Annotated in this window: 20 protein-coding genes and 1 pseudogene; 11 read left to right on the top strand and 10 right to left on the bottom strand. The window is 61.5% G+C overall.

The window, feature by feature from the left end; translation table 11 throughout:
- The 8 genes from UCMB321_RS25505 to UCMB321_RS25470 form a co-directional block, all read right to left on the bottom strand.
- Positions 1 to 216, bottom strand: coding sequence for a TOBE domain-containing protein (locus tag UCMB321_RS25505; RefSeq protein WP_040071449.1), 216 nt, complete (start codon positions 214 to 216; stop codon positions 1 to 3).
- Positions 217 to 257: 41 nt separating this feature from the next.
- A complete protein-coding gene (gene ssuB / locus UCMB321_RS25500) occupies positions 258 to 1,064 on the bottom strand; it encodes an aliphatic sulfonates ABC transporter ATP-binding protein (protein ID WP_040071448.1) in 807 nt (268 codons plus the stop codon).
- Positions 1,061 to 1,852, bottom strand: a complete 792-nt coding sequence (gene ssuC / locus UCMB321_RS25495; RefSeq protein ID WP_040071447.1) for an aliphatic sulfonate ABC transporter permease SsuC — start codon at positions 1,850 to 1,852, stop codon at positions 1,061 to 1,063. The genes ssuB and ssuC overlap by 4 nt, the downstream gene beginning before the upstream one ends.
- An 8-nt stretch (positions 1,853 to 1,860) precedes the next feature.
- Positions 1,861 to 3,009: an FMNH2-dependent alkanesulfonate monooxygenase gene (gene ssuD, locus UCMB321_RS25490; protein ID WP_040071446.1), complete on the bottom strand. Its 1,149-nt coding sequence runs from the start codon at positions 3,007 to 3,009 to the stop codon at positions 1,861 to 1,863.
- Between the two features lie 25 nt (positions 3,010 to 3,034).
- On the bottom strand, positions 3,035 to 4,000 hold the full coding sequence (locus UCMB321_RS25485) for a sulfonate ABC transporter substrate-binding protein (protein WP_040071445.1): 966 nt from the start codon (positions 3,998 to 4,000) through the stop codon (positions 3,035 to 3,037).
- 92 nt (positions 4,001 to 4,092) lie between these two features.
- Positions 4,093 to 4,686, bottom strand: coding sequence for an NADPH-dependent FMN reductase (gene ssuE, locus UCMB321_RS25480; protein WP_040071444.1), 594 nt, complete (start codon positions 4,684 to 4,686; stop codon positions 4,093 to 4,095).
- Between the two features lie 211 nt (positions 4,687 to 4,897).
- Positions 4,898 to 5,536: a peroxiredoxin gene (locus UCMB321_RS25475; protein WP_040071443.1), complete on the bottom strand. Its 639-nt coding sequence runs from the start codon at positions 5,534 to 5,536 to the stop codon at positions 4,898 to 4,900.
- A 317-nt stretch (positions 5,537 to 5,853) separates the two neighbouring features.
- Positions 5,854 to 7,236, bottom strand: a complete 1,383-nt coding sequence (locus UCMB321_RS25470; RefSeq protein ID WP_040071442.1) for an OprD family porin — start codon at positions 7,234 to 7,236, stop codon at positions 5,854 to 5,856.
- A 683-nt stretch (positions 7,237 to 7,919) separates the two neighbouring features.
- On the opposite strand from UCMB321_RS25470, the gene tauA reads away from it, so the two are divergent.
- The 4 genes from tauA to tauD are packed head-to-tail and all read left to right on the top strand — an operon-like array spanning position 7,920 to position 11,431.
- The gene (tauA, locus tag UCMB321_RS25465; RefSeq protein ID WP_040071441.1) at positions 7,920 to 8,897 is read left to right on the top strand and encodes a taurine ABC transporter substrate-binding protein; all 978 of its coding nucleotides are present in this window, start codon (positions 7,920 to 7,922) and stop codon (positions 8,895 to 8,897) included.
- Between the two features lie 21 nt (positions 8,898 to 8,918).
- Positions 8,919 to 9,713, top strand: a complete 795-nt coding sequence (tauB, locus tag UCMB321_RS25460; RefSeq protein ID WP_040071440.1) for a taurine ABC transporter ATP-binding subunit — start codon at positions 8,919 to 8,921, stop codon at positions 9,711 to 9,713.
- Positions 9,710 to 10,540 carry a taurine ABC transporter permease TauC gene (gene tauC / locus UCMB321_RS25455; RefSeq protein ID WP_040071439.1) on the top strand — a complete coding sequence of 277 codons (831 nt, stop codon included), beginning with the start codon at positions 9,710 to 9,712 and terminating at the stop codon, positions 10,538 to 10,540. The genes tauB and tauC overlap by 4 nt, the downstream gene beginning before the upstream one ends.
- Positions 10,541 to 10,597: 57 nt before the next feature.
- Positions 10,598 to 11,431, top strand: a complete 834-nt coding sequence (tauD, locus tag UCMB321_RS25450; RefSeq protein ID WP_040071438.1) for a taurine dioxygenase — start codon at positions 10,598 to 10,600, stop codon at positions 11,429 to 11,431.
- A 138-nt stretch (positions 11,432 to 11,569) separates the two neighbouring features.
- On the opposite strand, the gene UCMB321_RS25445 is transcribed toward tauD, so the two are convergent.
- Both UCMB321_RS25445 and UCMB321_RS25440 read right to left on the bottom strand, forming a co-directional pair.
- Positions 11,570 to 12,208 (bottom strand): TetR/AcrR family transcriptional regulator, encoded by a 639-nt coding sequence (locus UCMB321_RS25445; RefSeq protein ID WP_040071437.1) that lies wholly within the window; start codon positions 12,206 to 12,208, stop codon positions 11,570 to 11,572.
- Between the two features lie 242 nt (positions 12,209 to 12,450).
- Complete coding sequence (locus UCMB321_RS25440; protein ID WP_040071436.1) at positions 12,451 to 13,827, bottom strand: glutamine synthetase family protein; 1,377 nt, start codon at positions 13,825 to 13,827, stop codon at positions 12,451 to 12,453.
- A 278-nt stretch (positions 13,828 to 14,105) separates the two neighbouring features.
- Here UCMB321_RS25440 and UCMB321_RS30370 point away from each other — a divergent pair.
- From UCMB321_RS30370 to UCMB321_RS25410, 7 genes and pseudogenes are all read left to right on the top strand, one after another.
- A pseudogene (locus UCMB321_RS30370) lies at positions 14,106 to 14,315 on the top strand (gamma-glutamyl-gamma-aminobutyrate hydrolase family protein); the annotation flags it as partial.
- Between the two features lie 90 nt (positions 14,316 to 14,405).
- Entirely contained in the window at positions 14,406 to 15,764 is a 1,359-nt protein-coding gene (locus UCMB321_RS25435) for a glutamine synthetase family protein (protein ID WP_040071435.1), read from the top strand.
- Positions 15,765 to 15,819: 55 nt separating this feature from the next.
- Positions 15,820 to 17,184: an aspartate aminotransferase family protein gene (locus UCMB321_RS25430; RefSeq protein ID WP_040071434.1), complete on the top strand. Its 1,365-nt coding sequence runs from the start codon at positions 15,820 to 15,822 to the stop codon at positions 17,182 to 17,184.
- Positions 17,185 to 17,360: 176 nt separating this feature from the next.
- A complete protein-coding gene (locus UCMB321_RS25425; RefSeq protein WP_040071433.1) occupies positions 17,361 to 18,470 on the top strand; it encodes a polyamine ABC transporter substrate-binding protein in 1,110 nt (369 codons plus the stop codon).
- A 68-nt stretch (positions 18,471 to 18,538) separates the two neighbouring features.
- Positions 18,539 to 19,633, top strand: coding sequence for a polyamine ABC transporter substrate-binding protein (locus tag UCMB321_RS25420; protein WP_157016065.1), 1,095 nt, complete (start codon positions 18,539 to 18,541; stop codon positions 19,631 to 19,633).
- Between the two features lie 72 nt (positions 19,634 to 19,705).
- Positions 19,706 to 20,848 carry an ABC transporter ATP-binding protein gene (locus UCMB321_RS25415; RefSeq protein ID WP_040071431.1) on the top strand — a complete coding sequence of 381 codons (1,143 nt, stop codon included), beginning with the start codon at positions 19,706 to 19,708 and terminating at the stop codon, positions 20,846 to 20,848.
- Positions 20,849 to 20,871: 23 nt separating this feature from the next.
- Positions 20,872 to 21,413: ABC transporter permease (locus UCMB321_RS25410; RefSeq protein WP_483414364.1), on the top strand; the 542-nt coding region annotated here is incomplete at its 3' end.

The raw sequence follows: 21,413 nt of genomic DNA, 5'->3' as shown, positions 1-21,413 counted from the left end.
TTACAGCTTGGCGATGGACACCTCGGTGGATTTCACAAAGGCGATCACTTCACTGCCGACCTGCAGTTCCAGCTCTTTCACCGAGCGGGTGGTGATCACCGAGGTGACGATCCCCGAAGCGGTCTGCACGTCGATTTCCGAGAGCACGTCGCCGGTGACGATTTCCTTGATGGTGCCCTTGAACTGGTTGCGAACGTTGATGGCTTTGATGGTCATGGCGTTGATTCCTGTCGTTGATTGAGTAGGCAAGGCATGGGTTACAGCGCCCAACGCAACTGCGTGGGCAAGGGGGATACAGGTTCCGGCTCGGGCGGTACGCCAGGCAGCGACAGCACCCGGTTCAACACTTCGCTCTCCAGCGCCGCCAGGCGATGGGAGCCACGCGCCCGCGGGCGCGGCAGTTCGACGTGCAGGTCAAGGCCGACCTGGCCGTCTTCGATCAGGATCACCCGATCGGCGATGGCCACGGCTTCGCTGACGTCGTGGGTCACCAGCAACACGGTGAAACCATGCTGTTGCCAGAGCCGTTCGATCAGTTGTTGCATTTCGATCCGGGTCAGGGCATCCAGGGCCCCCAGCGGTTCGTCCAGCAACAACAGGCGCGGTTGGTGAATCAGTGCGCGGGCCAGGGCCACGCGCTGCTTCTGGCCGCCGGACAGGGCCGCCGGCCATTCATCGGCACGGTCCGCCAGGCCGACCGCTTCCAGCGCTTGCAGGGCCTGCGGGCGCCAGTCGCCCTTGAGACCGAGGCCGACGTTGTCGATGACCTTTTTCCACGGCAGCAAACGTGCTTCCTGGAACATCAGCCGGGTGTCTTCGCGGGCCGCGCTCAGCGCTGCAGAGCCCGCCAGCAGTTCACCGCCGGTGGGCTGGTCGAGACCAGCCAGCAGGCGCAGCAGGGTGCTTTTGCCGCAACCGCTGCGGCCGACCACGGCGACGAATTGCCCGGCCGGGATAAGCAGGTCGATCTCTCGCAGCACCTGGCGTTCACCAAAGGTCTTGTGCAGCTTGCGCACCGCCAGGGGAATACCCCGCAGCAGGCGTGGAGGTTGTTGAGCCGTCATTGCGCACCGCCCTTGCTCACTTGATAGGCCGGGTGCCAGCGCAGCCAGACCCGCTCCAGGCCACGGGCCGCGAGGTCCGCCAGTTTGCCGAGGACGGCGTAGAGGACGATGGCCAATACCACCACGTCGGTTTGCAGGAATTCCCGGGCATTCATCGCCAGGTAGCCGATGCCGGAACTGGCCGAAATGGTTTCCGCGACGATCAGCGTCAGCCACATGAAGCCCAGGGCGAAGCGCACGCCCACCAGGATCGAGGGCAGGGCGCCCGGCAGGATCACCTGGCGAAACAGGCTGAAGCCGGACAGGCCGTAGCTGCGGGCCATTTCCACCAGCGCCGGGTCGACGTTGCGGATGCCGTGGTAGGTGTTGAGGTAGATCGGGAACAGGGTGCCCAGGGCCACCAGGAAAATCTTCGCCGACTCGTCGATCCCGAACCACAGGATCACCAGCGGAATCAGCGCCAGGTGCGGCACGTTGCGGATCATCTGCACCGAACTGTCGAGCAGGCGTTCACCCCAGTTCGACAGGCCGGTGATAAAGCCCAGGGCCAGGCCGATAGCGCCGCCAATGGCGAAGCCGATCGCGGCGCGCCAGCCACTGATGGCCAGGTGTTTCCAGATATCGCCGCTCTGCACCAGGGCGACGCCGGCCTCGACCACAGCACTCGGCGCGGGCAGGATCCGGGTCGACAGCCAACCGGCCGACACCGACAGTTGCCACACCGCCAGCAACAGCAGCGGCAGGGCCCAGGGCGCGAGCCGGTGGCTGATTCTCGTCAAGCTCGTCATGGCCGGCCTCAGCTCTGGGACACGGCTTTGGGCAGGATGTCGTTGGCGACCATCTCACCGAAGGGGCTGACGTAACCGGCGCTTTTCGGCAGTTCCGGGCGCTCGATATCCAGGTGCGGGAACAGCAGTTCGGCGACCCGGTACGACTCTTCCAGGTGTGGATAACCGGAGAAGATAAAGGTGTCGATGCCCAGGTCCGCGTACTCCTTGACCCGTGCGGCCACGGTCGGGCCGTCGCTCACCAGCGCCGTGCCAGCACCGCCACGGACCAGGCCGACGCCGGCCCAGAGGTTGGGGCTGACTTCCAGGTTGTCGCGGCTGCCGCCGTGCAGGGCGGCCATGCGCTGCTGGCCAACGGAGTCGAAGCGCGCCAGGGATTTCTGCGCGCGGGCGATGGTCTCGTCGTCCAGATGGGAGATCAGTTTGTCGGCGGCCTTCCAGGCCTCGGCGTTGGTTTCACGGACAATCACGTGCAGGCGAATACCGAAGCGCACGGTGCGCCCGAGCTTGGCGGCCTTGGCCCGGACCTGTTCGATCTTCTCGGCGACGGCGGCGGGCGGTTCGCCCCAGGTCAGGACCATTTCCACCTGTTCGGCGGCGAGGTCCTGGGCGGCTTCCGAAGAGCCGCCGAAGTACAGCGGCGGCCGCGGTTGCTGGATCGGCGGGTAGAGCAGCTTGGCGCCTTTGACGCTGATGTGCCGGCCGTCGTAGTCGACGGTTTCACCTTCCAGCACGCGGCGCCAGATGCGGGTGAACTCCACCGAAGCCTGGTAGCGCTCTTCGTGGCTGAGGAACAGGCCGTCGCCGGCCAGTTCGTCCGGGTCGCCGCCGGTTACCAGGTTGAACAGCGCGCGCCCGCCGGACAGTCGGTCGAGGGTCGCGGCCTGTCGCGCCGCCACGGTCGGGGAGATGATCCCGGGGCGCAGGGCGACGAGGAATTTCAGGCGCTGGGTCACCGGGATCAACGAGGCGGCCACCAGCCAGGAGTCCTCGCAGGAACGTCCGGTGGGGATCAGCACGCCACCGAAACCGAGGCGGTCGGCGGCCTGGGCGACTTGTTGCAGGTAGCTGTGGTCGACGGCGCGAGCGCCTTCGGCGGTGCCAAGGTAATGGCCGTCGCCGTGGGTAGGCAGGAACCAGAAGATATTGAGGCTCATGGAGTGGTCTCCTAAGGAATACGGATCAAGGGGCTTTGGCAACGGTGGCCGGTGGGGTCCAGATCACGTCCTTGATGCTCAGTGGCTTGGGAATCAACTTGAGCTGGTAGAAGCTGTCGGCGATCTTCTGCTGGGCCACGATCACTTCAGGCGTGAGGAACTGCGCGCCATAGCCCTGGCGTTTCACCGCGGTCAGGGTGATGTCGGCGGGCAGGCCGAGCAGCGGTGCCACCTGGGTGGTGACTTCCTGGGGATTGGCCCTGGACCAGTCGCCCACGGCGCGGACTTCTTCCACCAGAGTCTTGATCACGTCGGGATGTTTTTCGGCGTAAGGCCGGGTGGCGAGGTAGAACTGGTTGTTGTCCACGAGGCCCGTACCGTCACGCAGAGTACGGGCTTGCAGTTGCTGTTCGGCGGCGGCCTGGTACGGGTCCCAGATGACCCAGGCATCGACGCTGCCCCGTTCGAAGGCGGCGCGGGCATCGGCCGGGGGCAGGAACACGGTCTGGATATCGCTGTATTTCAGGCCGGCGTCTTCCAGGGCGCGGACCAGCAGGTAATGGACGTTGGAGCCTTTGTTGAGGACGACCTTCTTGCCCTTGAGGGCCTGCACCGATTGGATCGGCGAGTCCTTGGGCACCAGGATCGCTTCGCTGGTGGGCGCCGGCGGTTCCGAGGCGACGTAGAGCAGGTCGGCACCGGCGGCCTGGGCGAAGACCGGCGGCGTTTCGCCGGTCACGCCGAAGTCGATGGAACCGACGTTGAGCCCTTCGAGCAGTTGCGGGCCGCCGGGGAACTCGGTCCATTGCACTTGCACGCCTTGCTCGGCGAGGCGTTTTTCCAGGGTGCCCTTGGCCTTGAGCAGCACCAGGGTGCCGTATTTCTGATAGCCGATCCGCAGTGTTTCAGCTTGAACCTGGGTGATGGCGCCGAAGGTGACAGCCGCAGCAAACAGAGCGACCAGACCACGACGCAAAATGACAGTGCGCATGGCGCTCTCCTTTTGCTGTGAGGGTTTTGGCTGCACCTGCTTGCCCGTTGGCGGGCGAGTAAGGCCAGTACATCGATGTCGGGTGAAGCGGCTCAGATGCTCCAGCGAGCACTGAGCAGGCGATCTTTGAGCAGTGTCGGGTCCAGCGGTCTGGAACGCCGCGCCAAGGCACTGTGGAACTGTTCCAGGGCCTCGTTCAGACGTTGTGCCAGGACCGGTGCCAGCTGCGCCTGGGCACTGCCTTCGCCATAGGCGATCTGGCTGTCCTCGGCGAAAATGCCGTGGAGCATCTCCTGGGCCTTGAGCGCCGCCAGCACCGGCTTGAGGGCGTAATCCACCGCGAGCATGTGGGCGATGCTGCCGCCGGTGGCCATGGGCAGGACCACCTTGTGGCTCAGGGCGCGTTCGGGCAGCAGGTCGAGCACGGTTTTCAGGGCGCCGGAGAACGAGGCCTTGTACACCGGCGTGGCGATCACCAGGCCGTCGGCGTTTTCGATCTGTTGCAGCAGGTCGACGATCCGCGGGCTGCCGAAGCGCGCGTGCAGAAGGTCTTCGGCCGGGAAGTCGCGGACCTGGTAGCTCACCACCTCCACACCTTGTTCGATCAGCCAGCGCCTGGCCTGGTCCAGCAACACCCCTGAGCGTGATCGCTGGCTGGGGCTTCCTCCAAGTGTGACGACCAGCATGCCGCTAATTCCTTAAACGGTTGTCGGCGATTCGCGGGCTGCGATCTCACCAGATGGGCCAACCATATCAGCTGATTTATATATCTATAAATCTTATTTTTTCATTTGTTTATTCTTTAATTGAATATGCAGGTGGCATTCTTCCAGGCAAAAAAACAGGCCGTCGAAACGGCCTGAAACCCCTGCGTTGTGAGTCGGTAAAAAATCGTTTTCAGCGATTGGGCTGTGGTGTCAGGCGCAGGTACGGCTTCACCGCGCGGTAACCTTTCGGGAAGCGCTGCCTGATTTCGTCTTCGTCCTTGAGCGACGGCACGATGACCACCTCGTCACCGTCCTGCCAGTTGGCCGGGGTCGCCACCTTGTGGTGGTCGGTGAGCTGCAAGGAGTCGATCACCCGCAGGATCTCGTGGAAATTGCGCCCGGTGCTGGCCGGGTAGGTGATGGTCAAGCGGATCTTCTTGTTCGGATCGATCACGAACAGCGAGCGCACGGTGAGGGTGTCGTTGGCATTCGGGTGGATCAGGTCGTAGAGGTCGGAGACCTTGCGGTCGGCATCGGCCAGGATCGGGAAGTTGACCTGGGTGTGCTGGGTCTCGTTGATGTCCTCGATCCACTTGTGGTGCGAGTCCACCGGGTCCACCGACAGGGCAATGGCCTTGACGCCACGCTGGGCGAATTCGTCCTTGAGCCTGGCGGTAAAGCCCAGCTCCGTGGTGCACACCGGGGTGAAGTCCGCCGGGTGGGAGAACAGCACGCCCCAACTGTCGCCGAGCCACTCGTGAAAGCGAATCTTGCCGGCGCTGGAATCCTGTTCGAAGTCGGGGGCGATGTCGCCGAGTCTTAGGCTCATGGTGCTGCTCCTGGTGAGTGCGTGATGAGCCTACTGTGCCTGTCGCGAGACGCATTTAAAAAGAATAAATATAGATTTATTTAGATCGTAATTGAATATTAAAAAGTTCTTCATTGGACGCCGGACGCGCGCAAGAGCAACCTTGTCCACAGCTTGTGAGAGGGCTAAGGGGATGTAACTCAGTGGGGTACTTGACGCCGTGATGTAGGAAGTTGGCGTTCGGGTCGAAGCTGAAAAGGTAGTATCAAGCAATACGTGAAGCACTCAGCCCGGCATTGCGCCGGGCTGAGTGTGGATCTCAATTTACACGGTCACGCTTACAGCAGCGGGATCGAGTAGCTGACGATCAGGCGGTTTTCGTCCTGGGTGCGTTGACCGATGATATCGTTACGCCACATAGCGTTTTTCCAGGCCACACCGACGTTCTTGAAGGTGCCTTCCGGTACCACGTAGCTGACGGCGATGTCACGTTCCCACTCGGTGGCTGGGCCAGTCGGGGTCAGGACGTTGTTGCCGCGCAGGTAGATGACACCAGCGGTCAGGCCAGGTACGCCAACTTTGGCGAAGTCATAGGCATAACGGCCCTGCCAGGTACGCTCGCCGGCGTGGGCGAACTTCTGGATCTGCATGTCGGTGATGGTGCTGTTCGACGAGCCGTCACCCTGGTTCAGCCAAGGGAAGTCACTCTGGCCGTTGCTGTACTGGTAGCCAGCGCCGAAGGTGTGACCTTCGACCGAGTACAGAGCCAGGTAGCTGTACAGGTTGTTGTCGACCTTGCCTTTGGTGACAGTGCCGTTGTAGTAGCCGGAGGTGAAGTAGGACGACATGTTGCCGTTGTTGCCGTCATCGCGGCTGCGGTAGTAACGCAGGTCGCTTTTCAGTACGCCAGGACCGATGGCCCAGTTGTGTACCAGGCCCAGGAAGTTCTGCTTGTAGAAGTCCTTCAGCTCGCCGAAGTAGTACGAAGCGACCAGATCCTTGGTGATCTTGTAGTCGGCACCGGCGTACTGGAACTTGTTGCTGAACTTGCCCGTGGTGCCCTGGGAGAAGTTGGAGGCGCCGCCGTTGGCGCCGGCGATCGACAGGTCGTCGTCGTTGCTCGAGTTACGGCCCTTGGCCTTCTCGACTTGACCGAGGGTCAGGGTCAGGTCCTTGATCTCGTTCGACTTCAGCTCGCCACCGGTGAAGGTTTGTGGCAGCAGGCGGCCGTCGTTGTACTTGATCACCGGGTTGTTCGGCAGCAGGGTACCGATCTTCAGTTCGGTCTGCGAAACGCGGACTTTACCGGTCAGACCCAGGCTACCGGTGTCATTGACCGACTTGGCGTTTTTACCGCCAGTGGCTTCGGCTGGGAACATCGTGGTACCCGAGCTGACAGTGGTCGCACCGTTGGTGCCACGACCGGTGTCCAGTCGAATGCCTTCCAGGGCGATGACATCAAGGCCGAAACCTACGGTGCCTTGGGTGTAACCGGAGTTGAAGCGCAGATCGAAGCCTTGGCCCCATTCCGAGTTCAGGCTCTGAGCCTTCGCAGCTTTGGCATTCTGGTCACGGTTATCGGTATTGATGTAGTAGTTACGCAGACCCAGGGTCGACGTCGCGCCTTCGATAAAACCTTTGGCTTCAGCTTGCGTTTCTGCGTAAGCGTGTTGCGCCAAAACCCCCACGGCCACAGCCAGGGCCAAGGTAGACTTCTTCATGGTACAGCTCCTCTCATTTCTAATTTTTGTGTGTCCTGGCTTGGGATCTAGCGCCCCCTTGTAGCCACAGATGCGCGATTAGCACCAGGTCGTGACTGGTAAGTCAATCGTAACAAATCATGCCTAGACTTTGGTCTAACCGCCGTCAATTTGGTCCGTGCAGGGTAATGAAACTTTTCATAAACCCAAAAAGAACTATTTCGTCCTTTTTAAGACGATTCAGGAATAATCGATTGAGCAATAACTCAAGCCTGAGGACTGTGTCGGCCTTCAAGCTTATTTCTGAACAGTATTTTTAGTTGCTTTTTGAGAGCCGTCTGTATTTGAGATTAGTTCTCATAGACAGGAAATTTCAAAAAAGCGACGCAATCATGGCTAAACGCAGCCACCTCCGTCAATTTATTACAGCATTTGTCTGAATTAGCCGGGCAATGGATCCATGGCGTGCCAAGAACCATAGAAGAAAAAACGCGGCTTGCACCTTCATTCGTCGGTTTGAGTCCTGTGGGCTGATGGGCTCATCCGTTTTCCTCCGGTTTGCTGCCACACAGCCTGTGCAGGCGCTGGCAGATGTCATGCTTTGACTCATAAGCTAATGCATATAAGTTATTTATTTTAAGTTTCTTAGATCATTTAGTCTCTCGACATACCGATTCCCGGTCGCCTGTCGAGGAACTTGTCCCATGAAACTGCATGCTCCACTCCGCCTCCTGGCGGCCTTGTCCCTGGCTGGGGCCAGCGTTTTTGCCCAGGCTGCCGACGTGACCGTGGCCTACCAGACCACCGTCGATCCGGCGAAAGTCGCCCAGGCTGACGGCGCCTATGAAAAAGCCACGCAAGCGAAGATCGACTGGCGCAAATTCGATAACGGCGCCGATGTCATCGCCGCCATCGCTTCGGGCGATGTGCAGATCGGCTACCTCGGTTCCAGCCCGCTGACCGCGGCCATCACCCGCAAGGTGCCGGTGCAGACCTTCCTGATCGCCACCCAGATCGGCGCTGCGGAAGCCCTGGTGGCTCGCGACGGCTCCGGGATCAACTCGCCCCAGGACCTGGTCGGCAAGAAGGTTGCCGTGCCCTTCGTCTCCACCGGGCACTACAGCCTGCTGGCCGCGTTGAAGCACTGGAAGATCGACCCGTCGAAAGTACAGATTCTCAACCTCGCGCCGCCGGCCATCATTGCCGCCTGGAAACGCGGTGATATCGACGCCACTTATGTCTGGGATCCGGCCCTGGGCGTGGCCAAGGAAAACGGCAAGGTGCTGATCACTTCCGGCGAACTGGCCAAGTTCGGGGCGCCGACCTTCGATGCCTGGATCGTGCGCAAGGACTTCGCCGAGAAGCATCCGGAGATCGTCAAGGCCTTCGCCAAGGTCACCCTGGATGCCTACGCGCAATACCGCAAGGACCCGCAAGCCTGGCTGGCGGACAAGGGCAATGTCGACAAGCTGGTGAAGCTCTCCGGCGCCAAGGCGTCTGACATTCCCCTGCTGCTGCAAGGCAACGTCTACCCGCTGGCGGCCGATCAGGTCAGCGTGCTTGGCAAGCCGACCGCCCAGGCCATCACCGACACCGCGGCCTTCCTGAAAGAGCAGGGCAAGGTCGAAGCCGTGCTGCCGGACTACGCCCCCTATGTGAGCGCCCAGTTCATCACTAACTGATTCACCCGAGGAGCCGTCGTCATGGCCTTGTTACAGCTGGAGCGCATCAGCGCACAGTACCCCGGCGCGGCCGAACCGGTGCTGGCGGATATCTCTCTGAGCCTGGGACCCCAGCAACTGCTGGTGGCCTTGGGGCCGTCGGGGAGTGGCAAGACCTCGCTGTTGAACCTGATCGCCGGCTTCGTCGAACCGAGCGCCGGCCGCATCACCCTCGACGGCGTGCCCGTCAAGGGCCCGAGTGCGGAGCGTGGGGTGGTGTTCCAGGATGATGCCTTGCTGCCCTGGCAGGATGTGCTGGCCAACGTCGGCTTCGGCCTGGAACTGGCGGGTGTGCCGCGGGAGCAGCGCGAAAGCCGCGCCCGGGAAATGCTCGCCCTGGTGGACCTGGCCGGCTTCGACACCCGGCGGATCTGGCAACTTTCCGGCGGTCAGAAACAGCGTGTCGGCCTGGCCCGTGCCCTGGCGGCGGACCCTCGGGTGCTGCTGATGGACGAGCCGTTCGGTGCCCTCGACGCCTTTACCCGCGAACAGATGCAGGAGCTGTTGCTGCAAGTCTGGCGACGCACCGCCAAGCCGGTGTTCCTGATTACCCACGATATAGAAGAAGCGGTCTTTCTCGCCACCGACCTGATCCTGCTGGCGCCCAACCCGGGGCAGATCGTCGAGCGCCTGAGCCTGGATTTTGGCCAGCGCTACAGCGCCGGCGAATCGGCCCGGGCGATCAAGTCCGACCCGCGTTTCATCGAAACCCGCGAGCATGTGCTGGCCCGTGTGTTCTCCCAACGCAGCGCCGCCCGGCGGCAGGAGTTCGTATGAGCAGCTATGAATGGCCGGTGACGGTGGCGAGCAAGCCGAAAGCAGTGTCTGTGCGCCGTAGCCTGAGCACGCGTTGGATCAGCGGGTTGACCTTGCTGGGGCTGATCCTGCTCTGGTGGGCGGTTACCTCCGTAGGCCTTATCGAGCCGTTGTTCCTGCCGCCGCCTGGCGCGGTGCTGGAAAAAGCCTGGTTGCTGGCGACCACGGGTTACATGGACTCGACCCTGTGGCAGCACCTGGGCGCGAGCCTGGGGCGCATCGGCCTGGCCTTGGGCGCCGCGGTCCTGACCGCGATTCCCATAGGCATCGCCATCGGCCACAACCGGATCGCCCGGGGCATTCTCGATCCGTTGATCGAGTTCTATCGACCGATTCCGCCGTTGGCCTACCTGCCCTTGATCGTGATCTGGTGCGGTATTGGCGAGTTGTCGAAAGTGCTGCTGATCTACCTGGCGATTTTCGCCCCGATCGCCATCGCCACGGCCACCGGTGTGCGCACGGTCGACCCGGCCAAGCTGCGGGCCGCGCAATCCCTGGGCGCCACCCGTGCCCAGCTGATTCGCCATGTGATCCTGCCCAGCGCCTTGCCGGACATTCTCACCGGTGTGCGCATCGGCCTGGGCGTCGGTTGGTCGACCCTGGTGGCTGCCGAACTGATCGCCGCCACCAGCGGCCTGGGTTTCATGGTGCAGTCGGCGGCGCAGTTCCTGGTGACCGATGTGGTGGTGCTGGGGATCCTGGTGATCGCGCTGATCGCCTTTGCCATGGAGATGGGCTTGCGCGCCCTGCAACGCAAGCTGGTGCCGTGGCATGGCCAGGCCCACTGACAAAGCACAACGTACTGACTACGCCGATAGCCCGGCGCGTATTGGAAGAGACCGATCATGAGCCTGACCCTTACTCCCCTGAGCGCCGCCCTGGGCGCGCAGATCGACGGCGTGGCGTTGAACCGGCCGTTGAGTGTCGAACACCGCGATGTCATCCAGCAGGCATTGCTCAAGTATCAGGTGCTGTTCTTCCGTAACCAGCCGCTGGACCCGGTGCAGCAGGCCAGGTTCGCGGCCCATTTCGGCGACCTGCACATTCATCCGATCTACCCGAACGTGCCGGAACAGCCCGAGGTGCTGATCCTCGACACGGCGGTGACCGATGTGCGCGACAACGCGATCTGGCACACCGATGTGACCTTCCTGCCGACCCCGGCGCTGGGCGCGGTGCTCAGTGCCAAGCAGTTGCCGGCGTTTGGCGGCGACACCTTGTGGGCCAGCGGCATCGCGGCGTTCGAGACCTTGTCGGCGCCGTTGCGCCGGCTGCTGGACGGATTGACGGCCACCCACAACTTCATCAAGTCGTTTCCCGTCGAGCGTTTCGGCAATACCCCCGAGGATCTGGCGCGCTGGGAGGAGACCCGCAGGAACAATCCGCCGCTGTCGCACCCGGTGGTCCGCACGCACCCGGTGAGTGGGCGCAAGGCGTTGTTCGTCAATGAGGGGTTCACCACCCGTATCAACGAGTTGGAGGAGGCCGAGAGCGAGGCGATTCTCAAGTTGCTGTTCGCCCACGCGACGCGGCCGGAGTTCACCATTCGCTGGCGCTGGCAGGAGAATGACGTGGCTTTCTGGGACAACCGCGTGACCCAGCATTACGCGGTGGACGACTACCGGCCGAACCGGCGGGTGATGCACCGGGCGACCATTCTCGGTGACGCGCCGTTCTGACCCTGGGTTTAACGCGGTTCCTGTAGGAGCCAGCTTGCTGGCGATGAGTGTCGCCACACCGCGATCATGCTGATGCCCCGCGTTATCGTTGACGACCATCGCCAGCAAGCTGGCTCCTACAAGGGTCGGCGTCGTTCGTTATAGCGGGCTTTCGCGCTTGGGCAGATAGGGCGGCAGGTACAGTCCCAGGTAGGCATCGAACACCCGCATCCCTTCTTCCGCCATGCGTGGCGTGATCTGGTCGTGCAACTGGACCGACCGCGCATAGACCCGATCCCCCAGCTCCATCGCCAAGGCGAACACATCGACCTCCGTCGGCAACGCCGGCAATTCGAAATGCCGGATGAACAGCTTGTGCATCAGGTCGCCGAGCTCGATGTCGTGCTGGCGGTCGGCCTGGGTGACCTCGGTCAGGCCATGCTGCGCGAGGATCAGCTGACGCGCCGCGGCATCCTCCTCGTAGATGGTCAGCATCCGTTGCTCCACCAACCGTGACAGGTCGCGCCAGCCGGTGAGGGCCTGATGGTCGATGGGCGCCTGCAGGGTGGCGCGAAAGGCCGCGTGCACATCGTTGGTCAGGGCTTCGAGCAGGGCCGGGACGCTGGCGAAGAAGTGATAGACCGAGGAGGGTGGAATCCCGGCCCGTTCCGCCACGCTGTAGATCGACAGACTGGCCACGCCTTCGGCGGCAAGCAAGGTGCGGGCGGCGTCGAGGATCGAGTCGATCCGGGCCTGGCTGCGTGCACGGGGTTTGCGAGCGATGGCGGGGCGGTTCATGGGGTTCTCCGGCAAGGGCAGCGGGCATTGTACGCGAGGTCGGTTCTGTGGTGTCTGTGAGTGCGTCATCGCCGCGGTGCAGCGTCCCGGCAAGCCGGCTCCAACGGTATCGCGTCGTACCGAATATTGCGCGCAGCGCTGAATATGTAGGAGCCGGCTTGCTGGCGATCCGCCGGCAGGCGGGCATGAAAAAACGCCGCGGACCCAAGGCCGGCGGCGTTCTTCTGTATCACCGCAACCGCTTACACGGTATGCAGGTACCAGTTGTACTCGAGGTCGGAGATGGAGTGTTCGAACTCCTCCAGCTCGCTCTCTTTACAGGCCACGAAGATATCGATGTATTTCGGATCGATGTACTGGGCCATGACTTCGCTGTCGTCCAGCTCGCGCAGGGCATCGCGCAGGTTGTTCGGCAGGCTCTGCTCGTTCTGCTCGTAGCTGTTGCCTTCGGTCGGGGCCGGCGGCTCGATCCTGTTGGTCAGGCCGTGGTGCACACCGGCCAATACCGAGGCCATCAACAGGTACGGGTTGGCGTCGGCGCCGGCGACCCGGTGCTCCAGGCGCACCGCATCGGCGGACCCGGTCGGTACGCGCAGGGCCACGGTGCGGTTGTCCAGCCCCCAGCTCGGCGAGTTCGGCACGTAGAACTGCGCGCCGAAACGACGGTAGGAGTTGACGTTCGGGCAGAGGAAGGCCATCTGCGCCGGTAGGGTCTCGAGCACACCGCCGATCGCGTGACGCAGCGCGGCGTTCTGCTCGGGATCCTCACTGGCAAAGATGTTCTTGCCTTCCTTGTCGAGAATCGAGATATGGACGTGCAACCCGTTGCCCGCCTGGCCCGGGTAAGGCTTGGCCATGAAGGTGGTGTCCATCTCATGGTCGTAGGCGATGTTCTTGATCAGGCGCTTGAGCAGGACCGCGTAGTCGCAGGCCTTGATCGGGTCGGCGACGTGGTGCAGGTTCACTTCGAACTGCGCCGGGGCACTTTCCTTGACGATGGCGTCGGCCGGGATGCCTTGCTCTTTGGCCCCTTCGAGGATGTCCTGGAGGCAGTCGACGTATTCGTCGAGGTCGTCGATCAGGTAGACCTGGGTCGAGTGCGGGCGTTTGCCGGAGATCGGCGAGCGGGGCGGTTGTGGGCGACCGTTCACGTTCTCCTGGTCGATCAGGTAGAACTCAAGCTCGAACGCGGCGCAGATGGTCAGGCCCATGTCGTCGAACTTGCTGACGACCTGGCGCAGGACTTCGCGAGGGTCGGCGAAGAAAGGTTCGCCTTCGAGTTCGTGCATGGTCATCAGCAGTTGCGCGGTCGGGCGCTTTTGCCAAGGCTCATTGCACAGGGTGTCGGGGATCGGATAACAGATTCGGTCGGCATCACCGATGTCCAGGCCCAGGCCGGTGCTTTCCACCGTCGAGCCATTGATATCCAAGGCAAAAAGTGAGGCCGGCAGGTTGATGCCTTTCTCGTAAACCTTGTGGAGGCTGGTGCGTTCGATGCGCTTGCCACGCACCACACCATTCATATCCGCAATCAGAAGGTCAACGTACAGAACCTCAGGATGTTCCTTAAGGAACACGTTCGCTTCGTTAAGCTGAACGGCACGCGGGGGTACCGACATGATGCAACACCTTTGTTGTTAAAAATATCAATCATTGATCTTTTCTGGTTTCAGTCAACCCGAACGGCATGCCGAAGTCAAGCGAGGCCTTTTCTGCCCTGAAAAAGCGCTCGAGGGGCTTTTTTGCGGCCTTTTGGGGCGGTTTTTTCCGCTGGTCGGTCTCCGGTACCGCGGGCTTGAGCGGGCCGTGTTGTATTTTTTACGGGGGTGTTGTGTAAAAAAATGAACAAGGCTAAGCTCGATTTAAACCCATAACAGTAATAATACCGGGGTGTTTCATGTCTCGCCTGCCGTTGATCGGCGTCACCGCATGCTCCAGACCGATCGGTTTGCATGCCTGTCACATCAGTGGCGACCCCCATGTCCGTGCCGTCGCCGGCGCAGCCAAAGAGCTGCCGCCGATCCTTGCCTCCCTGGCCGAGCGGCTTGAACCGTCCGATATTCTGGACGGTCCGGATGGCGTCCTGTTTACCGGTTCTCCCTCCCATCGAAAGCGGGTCCTGCAACGCGACACTGATGCGTCAAGGAACGCCTGACTGGTAATAATAGACGTCAGGATACCCAACCCAGAGGCACTTATGAGTAACCACCTCGACCAGCTCACCGATTGGTTGAAAGACCACAAGATCACAGAAGTCGAATGCATGATTGCCGACCTCACCGGCATCACCCGGGGCAAGATCTCTCCGACCAACAAGTTCATTGCCGAGAAAGGCATGCGTCTGCCCGAGAGTGTGTTGCTGCAGACCGTGACCGGCGACTATGTCGAAGACGACATCTATTACGAACTGCTGGACCCGGCCGACATCGACATGGTCTGCCGTCCGGACAGCAACGCCGTGTACCTGGTGCCCTGGGCCATCGAGCCGACCGCCATCGTGATCCACGACACCTACGACAAGCGGGGCAACCCCATCGAGCTGTCGCCGCGCAACGTGCTCAAGAAGGTCCTGGCGCTCTATGCCGCCAAGGGCTGGCAGCCGATCGTGGCGCCGGAAATGGAGTTCTACCTGACCAAGCGCAGCGACGACCCGGACTACCCGCTGCAACCGCCGATCGGCCGTTCCGGTCGCCCGGAAACCGGTCGCCAGTCCTTCTCCATCGAAGCGGCCAACGAATTCGACCCGCTGTTCGAAGATGTCTACGACTGGTGCGAACTGCAGGATCTGGACCTCGACACCCTGATCCACGAGGACGGCACGGCGCAGATGGAGATCAACTTCCGGCATGGTGACGCGCTGTCCCTGGCCGACCAGATCCTGGTGTTCAAGCGCACCATGCGCGAAGCGGCGCTCAAGCACGACGTGGCGGCCACCTTCATGGCCAAGCCGATGACCGGCGAGCCGGGCAGTGCCATGCACCTGCACCAGAGCATCATCGACATCGCGACCGGCAAGAACGTCTTCTCCAATGAAGACGGGACCATGAGTCAGCTGTTCCTGCATCACATCGGTGGCCTGCAGAAACTGATTCCCGAGCTGTTGCCGCTGTTCGCGCCGAACGTCAACTCGTTCCGCCGCTTCCTGCCGGACACGTCGGCACCGGTGAACGTGGAATGGGGCGAGGAGAATCGCACCGTCGGCCTGCGGGTACCGGATGCAGGTCCGCAGAACCGCCGCGTGGAAAACCGCCTGCCGGGGGCTGACGCCAACCCTTACCTGGCGATTGCTGCAAGCCTGTTGTGCGGCTACATCGGTATGGTCGAGGGCCTGGATCCGAGCGCCCCGGTGGTCGGTCGTGGCTATGAGCGCCGCAACCTGCGCCTGCCGCTGACCATCGAGGACGCCCTGGAGCGGATGGAAAACAGCAAGACCATCGAGAAATACCTGGGCAGGAAATTCATCACAGGCTACGTCGCGGTCAAGCGGGCCGAGCATGAAAACTTCAAGCGCGTCATCAGTTCGTGGGAGCGGGAATTCCTGCTCTTCGCCGTCTGATGGGCCGGGCGCGGTGCATGAAGACCGCGTCCCTACTGGAATCTAGGAGAAGCGTATGACCAGCAACAACCCGCAAACCCGTGAATGGCAGGCCCTCAGCAGCGATCACCACCTGGCCCCGTTCAGCGACTTCAAACAGTTGAAAGAGAAAGGCCCGCGCATCATCACCCACGCCAAGGGTGTCTACCTCTGGGACAGCGAAGGCCATCAGATCCTCGATGGCATGGCCGGCCTCTGGTGCGTGGCCATCGGCTACGGCCGCGACGAGCTGGCCGACGCCGCCAGCCGGCAAATGCGCGAGCTGCCGTATTACAACCTGTTCTTCCAGACCGCCCACCCGCCGGTGCTGGAGCTGGCCAAGGCGATTTCCGACGTTGCCCCTGAAGGCATGAACCATGTGTTCTTCACCGGTTCCGGCTCCGAAGGCAACGACACCATGCTGCGCATGGTCCGCCACTACTGGGCGATCAAGGGCCAGCCGAACAAGAAGGTCATCATCAGCCGCAAGAACGGTTATCACGGCTCCACCGTGGCCGGCGCGAGCCTGGGTGGCATGACCTATATGCACGAGCAGGGCGACTTGCCGATCCCCGGCATCGTCCACATCCCGCAGCCGTACTGGTTTGCCGAGGGCGGTGACATGAGCCCGGAGGAGTTCGGGGTCTGGGCGGCCAACCAACTGGAAGAAAAGATCCTGGAACTTGGCGTGGACAACGTCGGCGCCTTTATCGCCGAGCCGATCCAGGGCGCGGGCGGGGTGATCGTGCCGCCGGACAGCTACTGGCCGCGGATCAAGGAAATCCTCGCCAAGTACGACATTCTCTTTGTCGCCGACGAAGTGATCTGTGGTTTCGGCCGCACCGGCGAGTGGTTCGGCAGCGATTTCTACGACCTCAAGCCGCACATGATGACCATCGCCAAGGGCCTGACCTCCGGCTACATCCCCATGGGTGGCCTGATCGTGAACGACGAAGTGGTCGCGGTGCTCAACGAAGGCGGCGATTTCAACCACGGCTTCACCTATTCCGGGCATCCGGTGGCCGCCGCCGTGGCCCTGGAAAACCTCCGCATCCTGCGCGAAGAAAAAATTATCGAGCGCGTTCGGGGCGAAACGGCACCCTATTTGCAGAAACGTCTGCGGGAACTGAACGATCACCCGCTGGTGGGTGAGGTTCGCGGTGTGGGCCTGCTGGGGGCCATCGAGCTGGTCAAGGACAAGGCCACCCGTGCGCGGTATGAAGGTCGGGGCGTCGGCATGATCTGCCGGCAGTTCTGTTTCGATAATGGACTGATCATGCGTGCGGTTGGCGACACCATGATCATCGCGCCACCACTGGTGATCAGCAAAACCGAGATCGACGAGTTGGTGGCCAAGGCACGCAAGTGCCTGGATCTGACCCTGAGTGCGTTGCAGGGCTAAGTGCTAGGCTCTGAAATCGGAAGCACGGTGTAGGTGCTTTCGCTCAGAGCAATCAGAAAGGGTGGTCTTTTCTTGAAAGGCTGCCTTGGATCTTGCCAGACTACCCCCACTGTTTCGAGTTGCCCTGGAATAGGCCGCCGAACAGCGGGTTAAAAAGAACAATTGGAGCATGACGCATGAAGGCATTAGGTAAGAACGTAGCCGGCAAGACTTTCCTCGCCCTGTCGTTGGCGGGTGCAATGGCCGGTGCTGCTCACGCGGACGACAAGGTGCTGCACGTTTACAACTGGTCCGACTACATTGCACCGGACACCGTTGCCAACTTTGAGAAAGAAACCGGCATCAAGGTGGTCTACGACGTATTCGACAGCAACGAAACCCTGGAAGCCAAGTTGCTGGCCGGCAAGTCCGGTTACGATATCGTTGTGCCGTCCAACAACTTCCTGGCCAAGCAGATCAAGGCCGGTGTCTACCAGGAGCTGGACAAGTCCAAGCTGACCAACTACGACAACCTGAACAAGTCGCTGCTCAAGGCCGTTTCGGTCAGCGACCCGGGCAACAAGCACGCCTTCCCCTACATGTGGGGCTCGATCGGCATCGGCTACAACCCGGAGAAGGTCAAGGCCGCGCTGGGCGTGGACAAGATCGATTCCTGGGACGCGGTGCTCAAGCCGGAGAACCTCGCCAAGCTCAAGAGCTGCGGCGTGAGCTTCCTCGATTCGCCGACCGAAATGCTGCCGGTCGCCCTGCACTACCAGGGCCTGCCGACCGACACCCAGAAAAAGGAAGATCTGAAGAAAGCCGAAGATCTGTTCCTCAAACTGCGTCCGTCGATCTCCTACTTCCACTCGTCCAAGTACATCTCTGACCTGGCCAACGGCAACATCTGCGTCGCCGTCGGTTATTCGGGCGATGTCCAGCAGGCCAAGGCCCGTGCCGCCGAAGCCGGCGACAAGGTCAAAGTGGCCTACAGCATCCCGAAAGAAGGGGCTGGCAGCTTCTACGACATGGTGTCGATCCCTAAAGATGCGGAAAACCCCGAAGCGGCCTACAAGTTCATGAACTACCTGCTCAAGCCGGAAGTCATGGCCGCGATCACCGACAGCGTGCGTTTCCCTAATGGTAACGAGAAGGCCACCGCGCTGGTCGACAAGAGCATCACCAGCGACCCGGGCATCTACCCGCCAGCCGAGGTGCAGGCCAAGCTGTATGCCATCGCCGATCTGCCGGCGGCGACCCAGCGTGACATGACGCGCATCTGGACCAAGATCAAATCGGGTAAATAAGTCGATTTGAGACAACCCACGGGAGCTGCGCAGCCTTTGGCAGCTCCCGCGGATCAGAGGACCTCCACGTGTTTTTTTCTTTATTTCGCAAAGCCATGCTGGCGGGCGCGGGCCTGACCTTGGCGGTCAGTGTGCAAGCGGCCCCGACCGTGCATATTTATAACTGGTCGGATTATATCGGGCAGACCACCCTGGCCGATTTCCAGAAGGCGACCGGGATCAAACCGGTCTATGACGTCTTCGATTCCAACGAAACCCTGGAAGGCAAGTTGCTGGCCGGCCATACCGGCTACGACGCGGTCGTGCCGTCCAACCACTTCCTCGGCAAGCAGATCAAGGCGGGTGCGTTCCAGAAACTCGACAAGTCGCTGCTGCCCAATTATTCGAACCTTGACCCGACGTTGATGAAACGCCTGGAAAAGAACGACCCGGGCAACCAGTACGCCGTGCCCTATCTGTGGGGGACCAACGGCATCGGCTACAACGTCGAGAAGGTCAAGGCGGCGCTGGGCGTCGACAAGATCGACTCCTGGGCGGTGCTGTTCGAGCCGGAGAACATCAAGAAACTCTCCAGCTGCGGCGTGGCGTTCCTCGATTCCGCCGATGAAATGCTGCCGGCGGTGCTCAACTACATGGGCCTGAGTCCCAACAGCACCAATGAAAAGGACTACAAACTGGCTGAGGAGAAGCTGCTGAAGGTCCGTCCTTATGTCACCTACTTCAACTCATCCAAGTACATTTCGGACCTGGCCAACGGCGAAATCTGCGTGGCGGCCGGGTTCTCCGGCGACGTCTTCCAGGCCAGGAAGCGCGCCGAAGAAGCCGGGAAAGGCGTGAACATCGCCTACGCGATTCCCAAGGAAGGCGGCAACCTCTGGTTCGACATGCTGGCGATTCCCAAGGACGCCGGCAACGTCAAGGAGGCTCACGCCTTTATCAATTATCTGCTGCAACCTGACGCGATTGCCCAGGTCAGCGATTATGTCGGTTATGCCAACCCGAACCCAAAGGCTGGCGCTCTGATGGATCAGGCCGTACGTACCGACGAAGCGGTCTACCCGCCGCAAGCCGTCGTGGACAAGCTGTACGTCAATGCTGAGCTACCCCCGAAGATCCAACGTCTGATGACCCGCAGCTGGACCAAGGTCAAGTCGGGCAAGTGACGCCCGAGGGTCGAACCATCCAAAGCCGGGTCACCCAGGCCCGGCGGCTAAATCTTGTTGGGAGTTTTACAAATGGCAGTTGCCTCCGGCGCCTATAAGAAAGCCCTCGAGGGCGACCAGACACCTAAACAGGTGCTGGTCAAGATCGACAGGGTCACGAAGAAGTTCGACGAGACGGTTGCCGTGGACGACGTGTCCCTGGAAATCAAGAAGGGCGAGATCTTCGCCCTGCTGGGCGGATCGGGTTCGGGTAAGTCCACCTTGCTGCGCATGCTGGCCGGCTTCGAGCGCCCGACCGAAGGGCGGATTTACCTCGACGGTGTCGACATCACCGACCTGCCGCCCTACGAACGGCCGATCAACATGATGTTCCAGTCCTACGCGCTGTTCCCACACATGACCGTGGCGCAGAACATCGCCTTCGGCCTGCAACAGGACAAGATTCCCAAGGCCGAGATCGACGCTCGCGTGGCTGAAATGCTCAAGCTGGTGCAGATGAGCCAGTACGCCAAGCGCAAGCCACACCAGCTGTCCGGTGGCCAGCGTCAGCGCGTGGCCCTGGCCCGCTCCCTGGCCAAGCGGCCGAAGCTGTTGTTGCTCGACGAACCGATGGGGGCTTTGGACAAGAAGCTGCGCTCGCAGATGCAGCTTGAGCTGGTCGAGATCATCGAGCGGGTCGGCGTGACCTGCGTGATGGTGACCCACGACCAGGAAGAAGCCATGACCATGGCCGAACGCATCGCCATCATGCACCTGGGCTGGATCGCCCAGATCGGCAGCCCGATCGACATCTACGAAACCCCCACCAGCCGCCTGGTCTGCGAGTTCATCGGCAACGTCAACATCTTCGAAGGTGAAGTGCTGGACGATGCCGAGGGCCACGCGCTGATCGGTTGCAAGGACCTGGACCGCAATATCTACGTCGGCCATGGCGTCAGCACCTCGGTGCAGGACAAGTCGATCACCTACGCGATTCGTCCGGAGAAACTGCTGGTCACCCTGAAGAAGCCCGAGTGCGAGCATAATTGGTCCAGCGGCAAGGTCCATGACATCGCCTACCTGGGCGGCCACTCGGTGTTCTACGTCGAGTTGCCGAGCGGCAAGCTGGTGCAGTCCTTCGTCGCCAACGCCGAGCGCCGTGGCGCGCGGCCGACCTGGGGTGACCAGGTCTACGTCTGGTGGGAAGACGACAGCGGCGTGGTACTGCGCTCATGAACCTCAAGTCCCTGGTGCAACGAATGACCCCCAGTGGCCGCCAGGCGGTCATCGGGATTCCCTTCCTCTGGTTGTTCCTGTTCTTCATGCTGCCGTTCTTCATCGTCCTGAAGATCAGCTTCGCCGAAGCGGACGTGGCGATTCCGCCGTACACCCAGATCTACAGCTTCGTCGAACAGAAGCTGCAGATCATCCTCAACCTCGGCAACTACACGATGCTGGGGGACGACGAGCTGTACCTGGCGGCCTACTTCGGTTCGCTGCGGATGGCCTTCTTCAGCACGCTGTTGTGCCTGGTGATCGGCTACCCGATGGCCTACGCCATCGCCCGGGCGCGCAAGGAAGTGCAGACCGTGCTGGTGCTGCTGATCATGATGCCGACCTGGACGGCGATCCTGATCCGCGTCTACGCCTGGATGGGGATTCTCAGCAACAACGGCTTGTTGAACGCCTTCCTGATGGGGATCGGGCTGATCCACGAGCCCTTGCAGATCCTCAACACCAACCTCGCGGTCTACATCGGGGTGGTCTATTCCTACCTGCCGTTCATGGTCCTGCCGCTCTA

The organism is Pseudomonas batumici, from assembly GCF_000820515.1.
Taxonomy (GTDB): domain Bacteria; phylum Pseudomonadota; class Gammaproteobacteria; order Pseudomonadales; family Pseudomonadaceae; genus Aquipseudomonas; species Aquipseudomonas batumici.
Note: the sequence above shows the minus strand (reverse complement) of the source record. Positions and strands in the feature narration are given on the sequence as shown.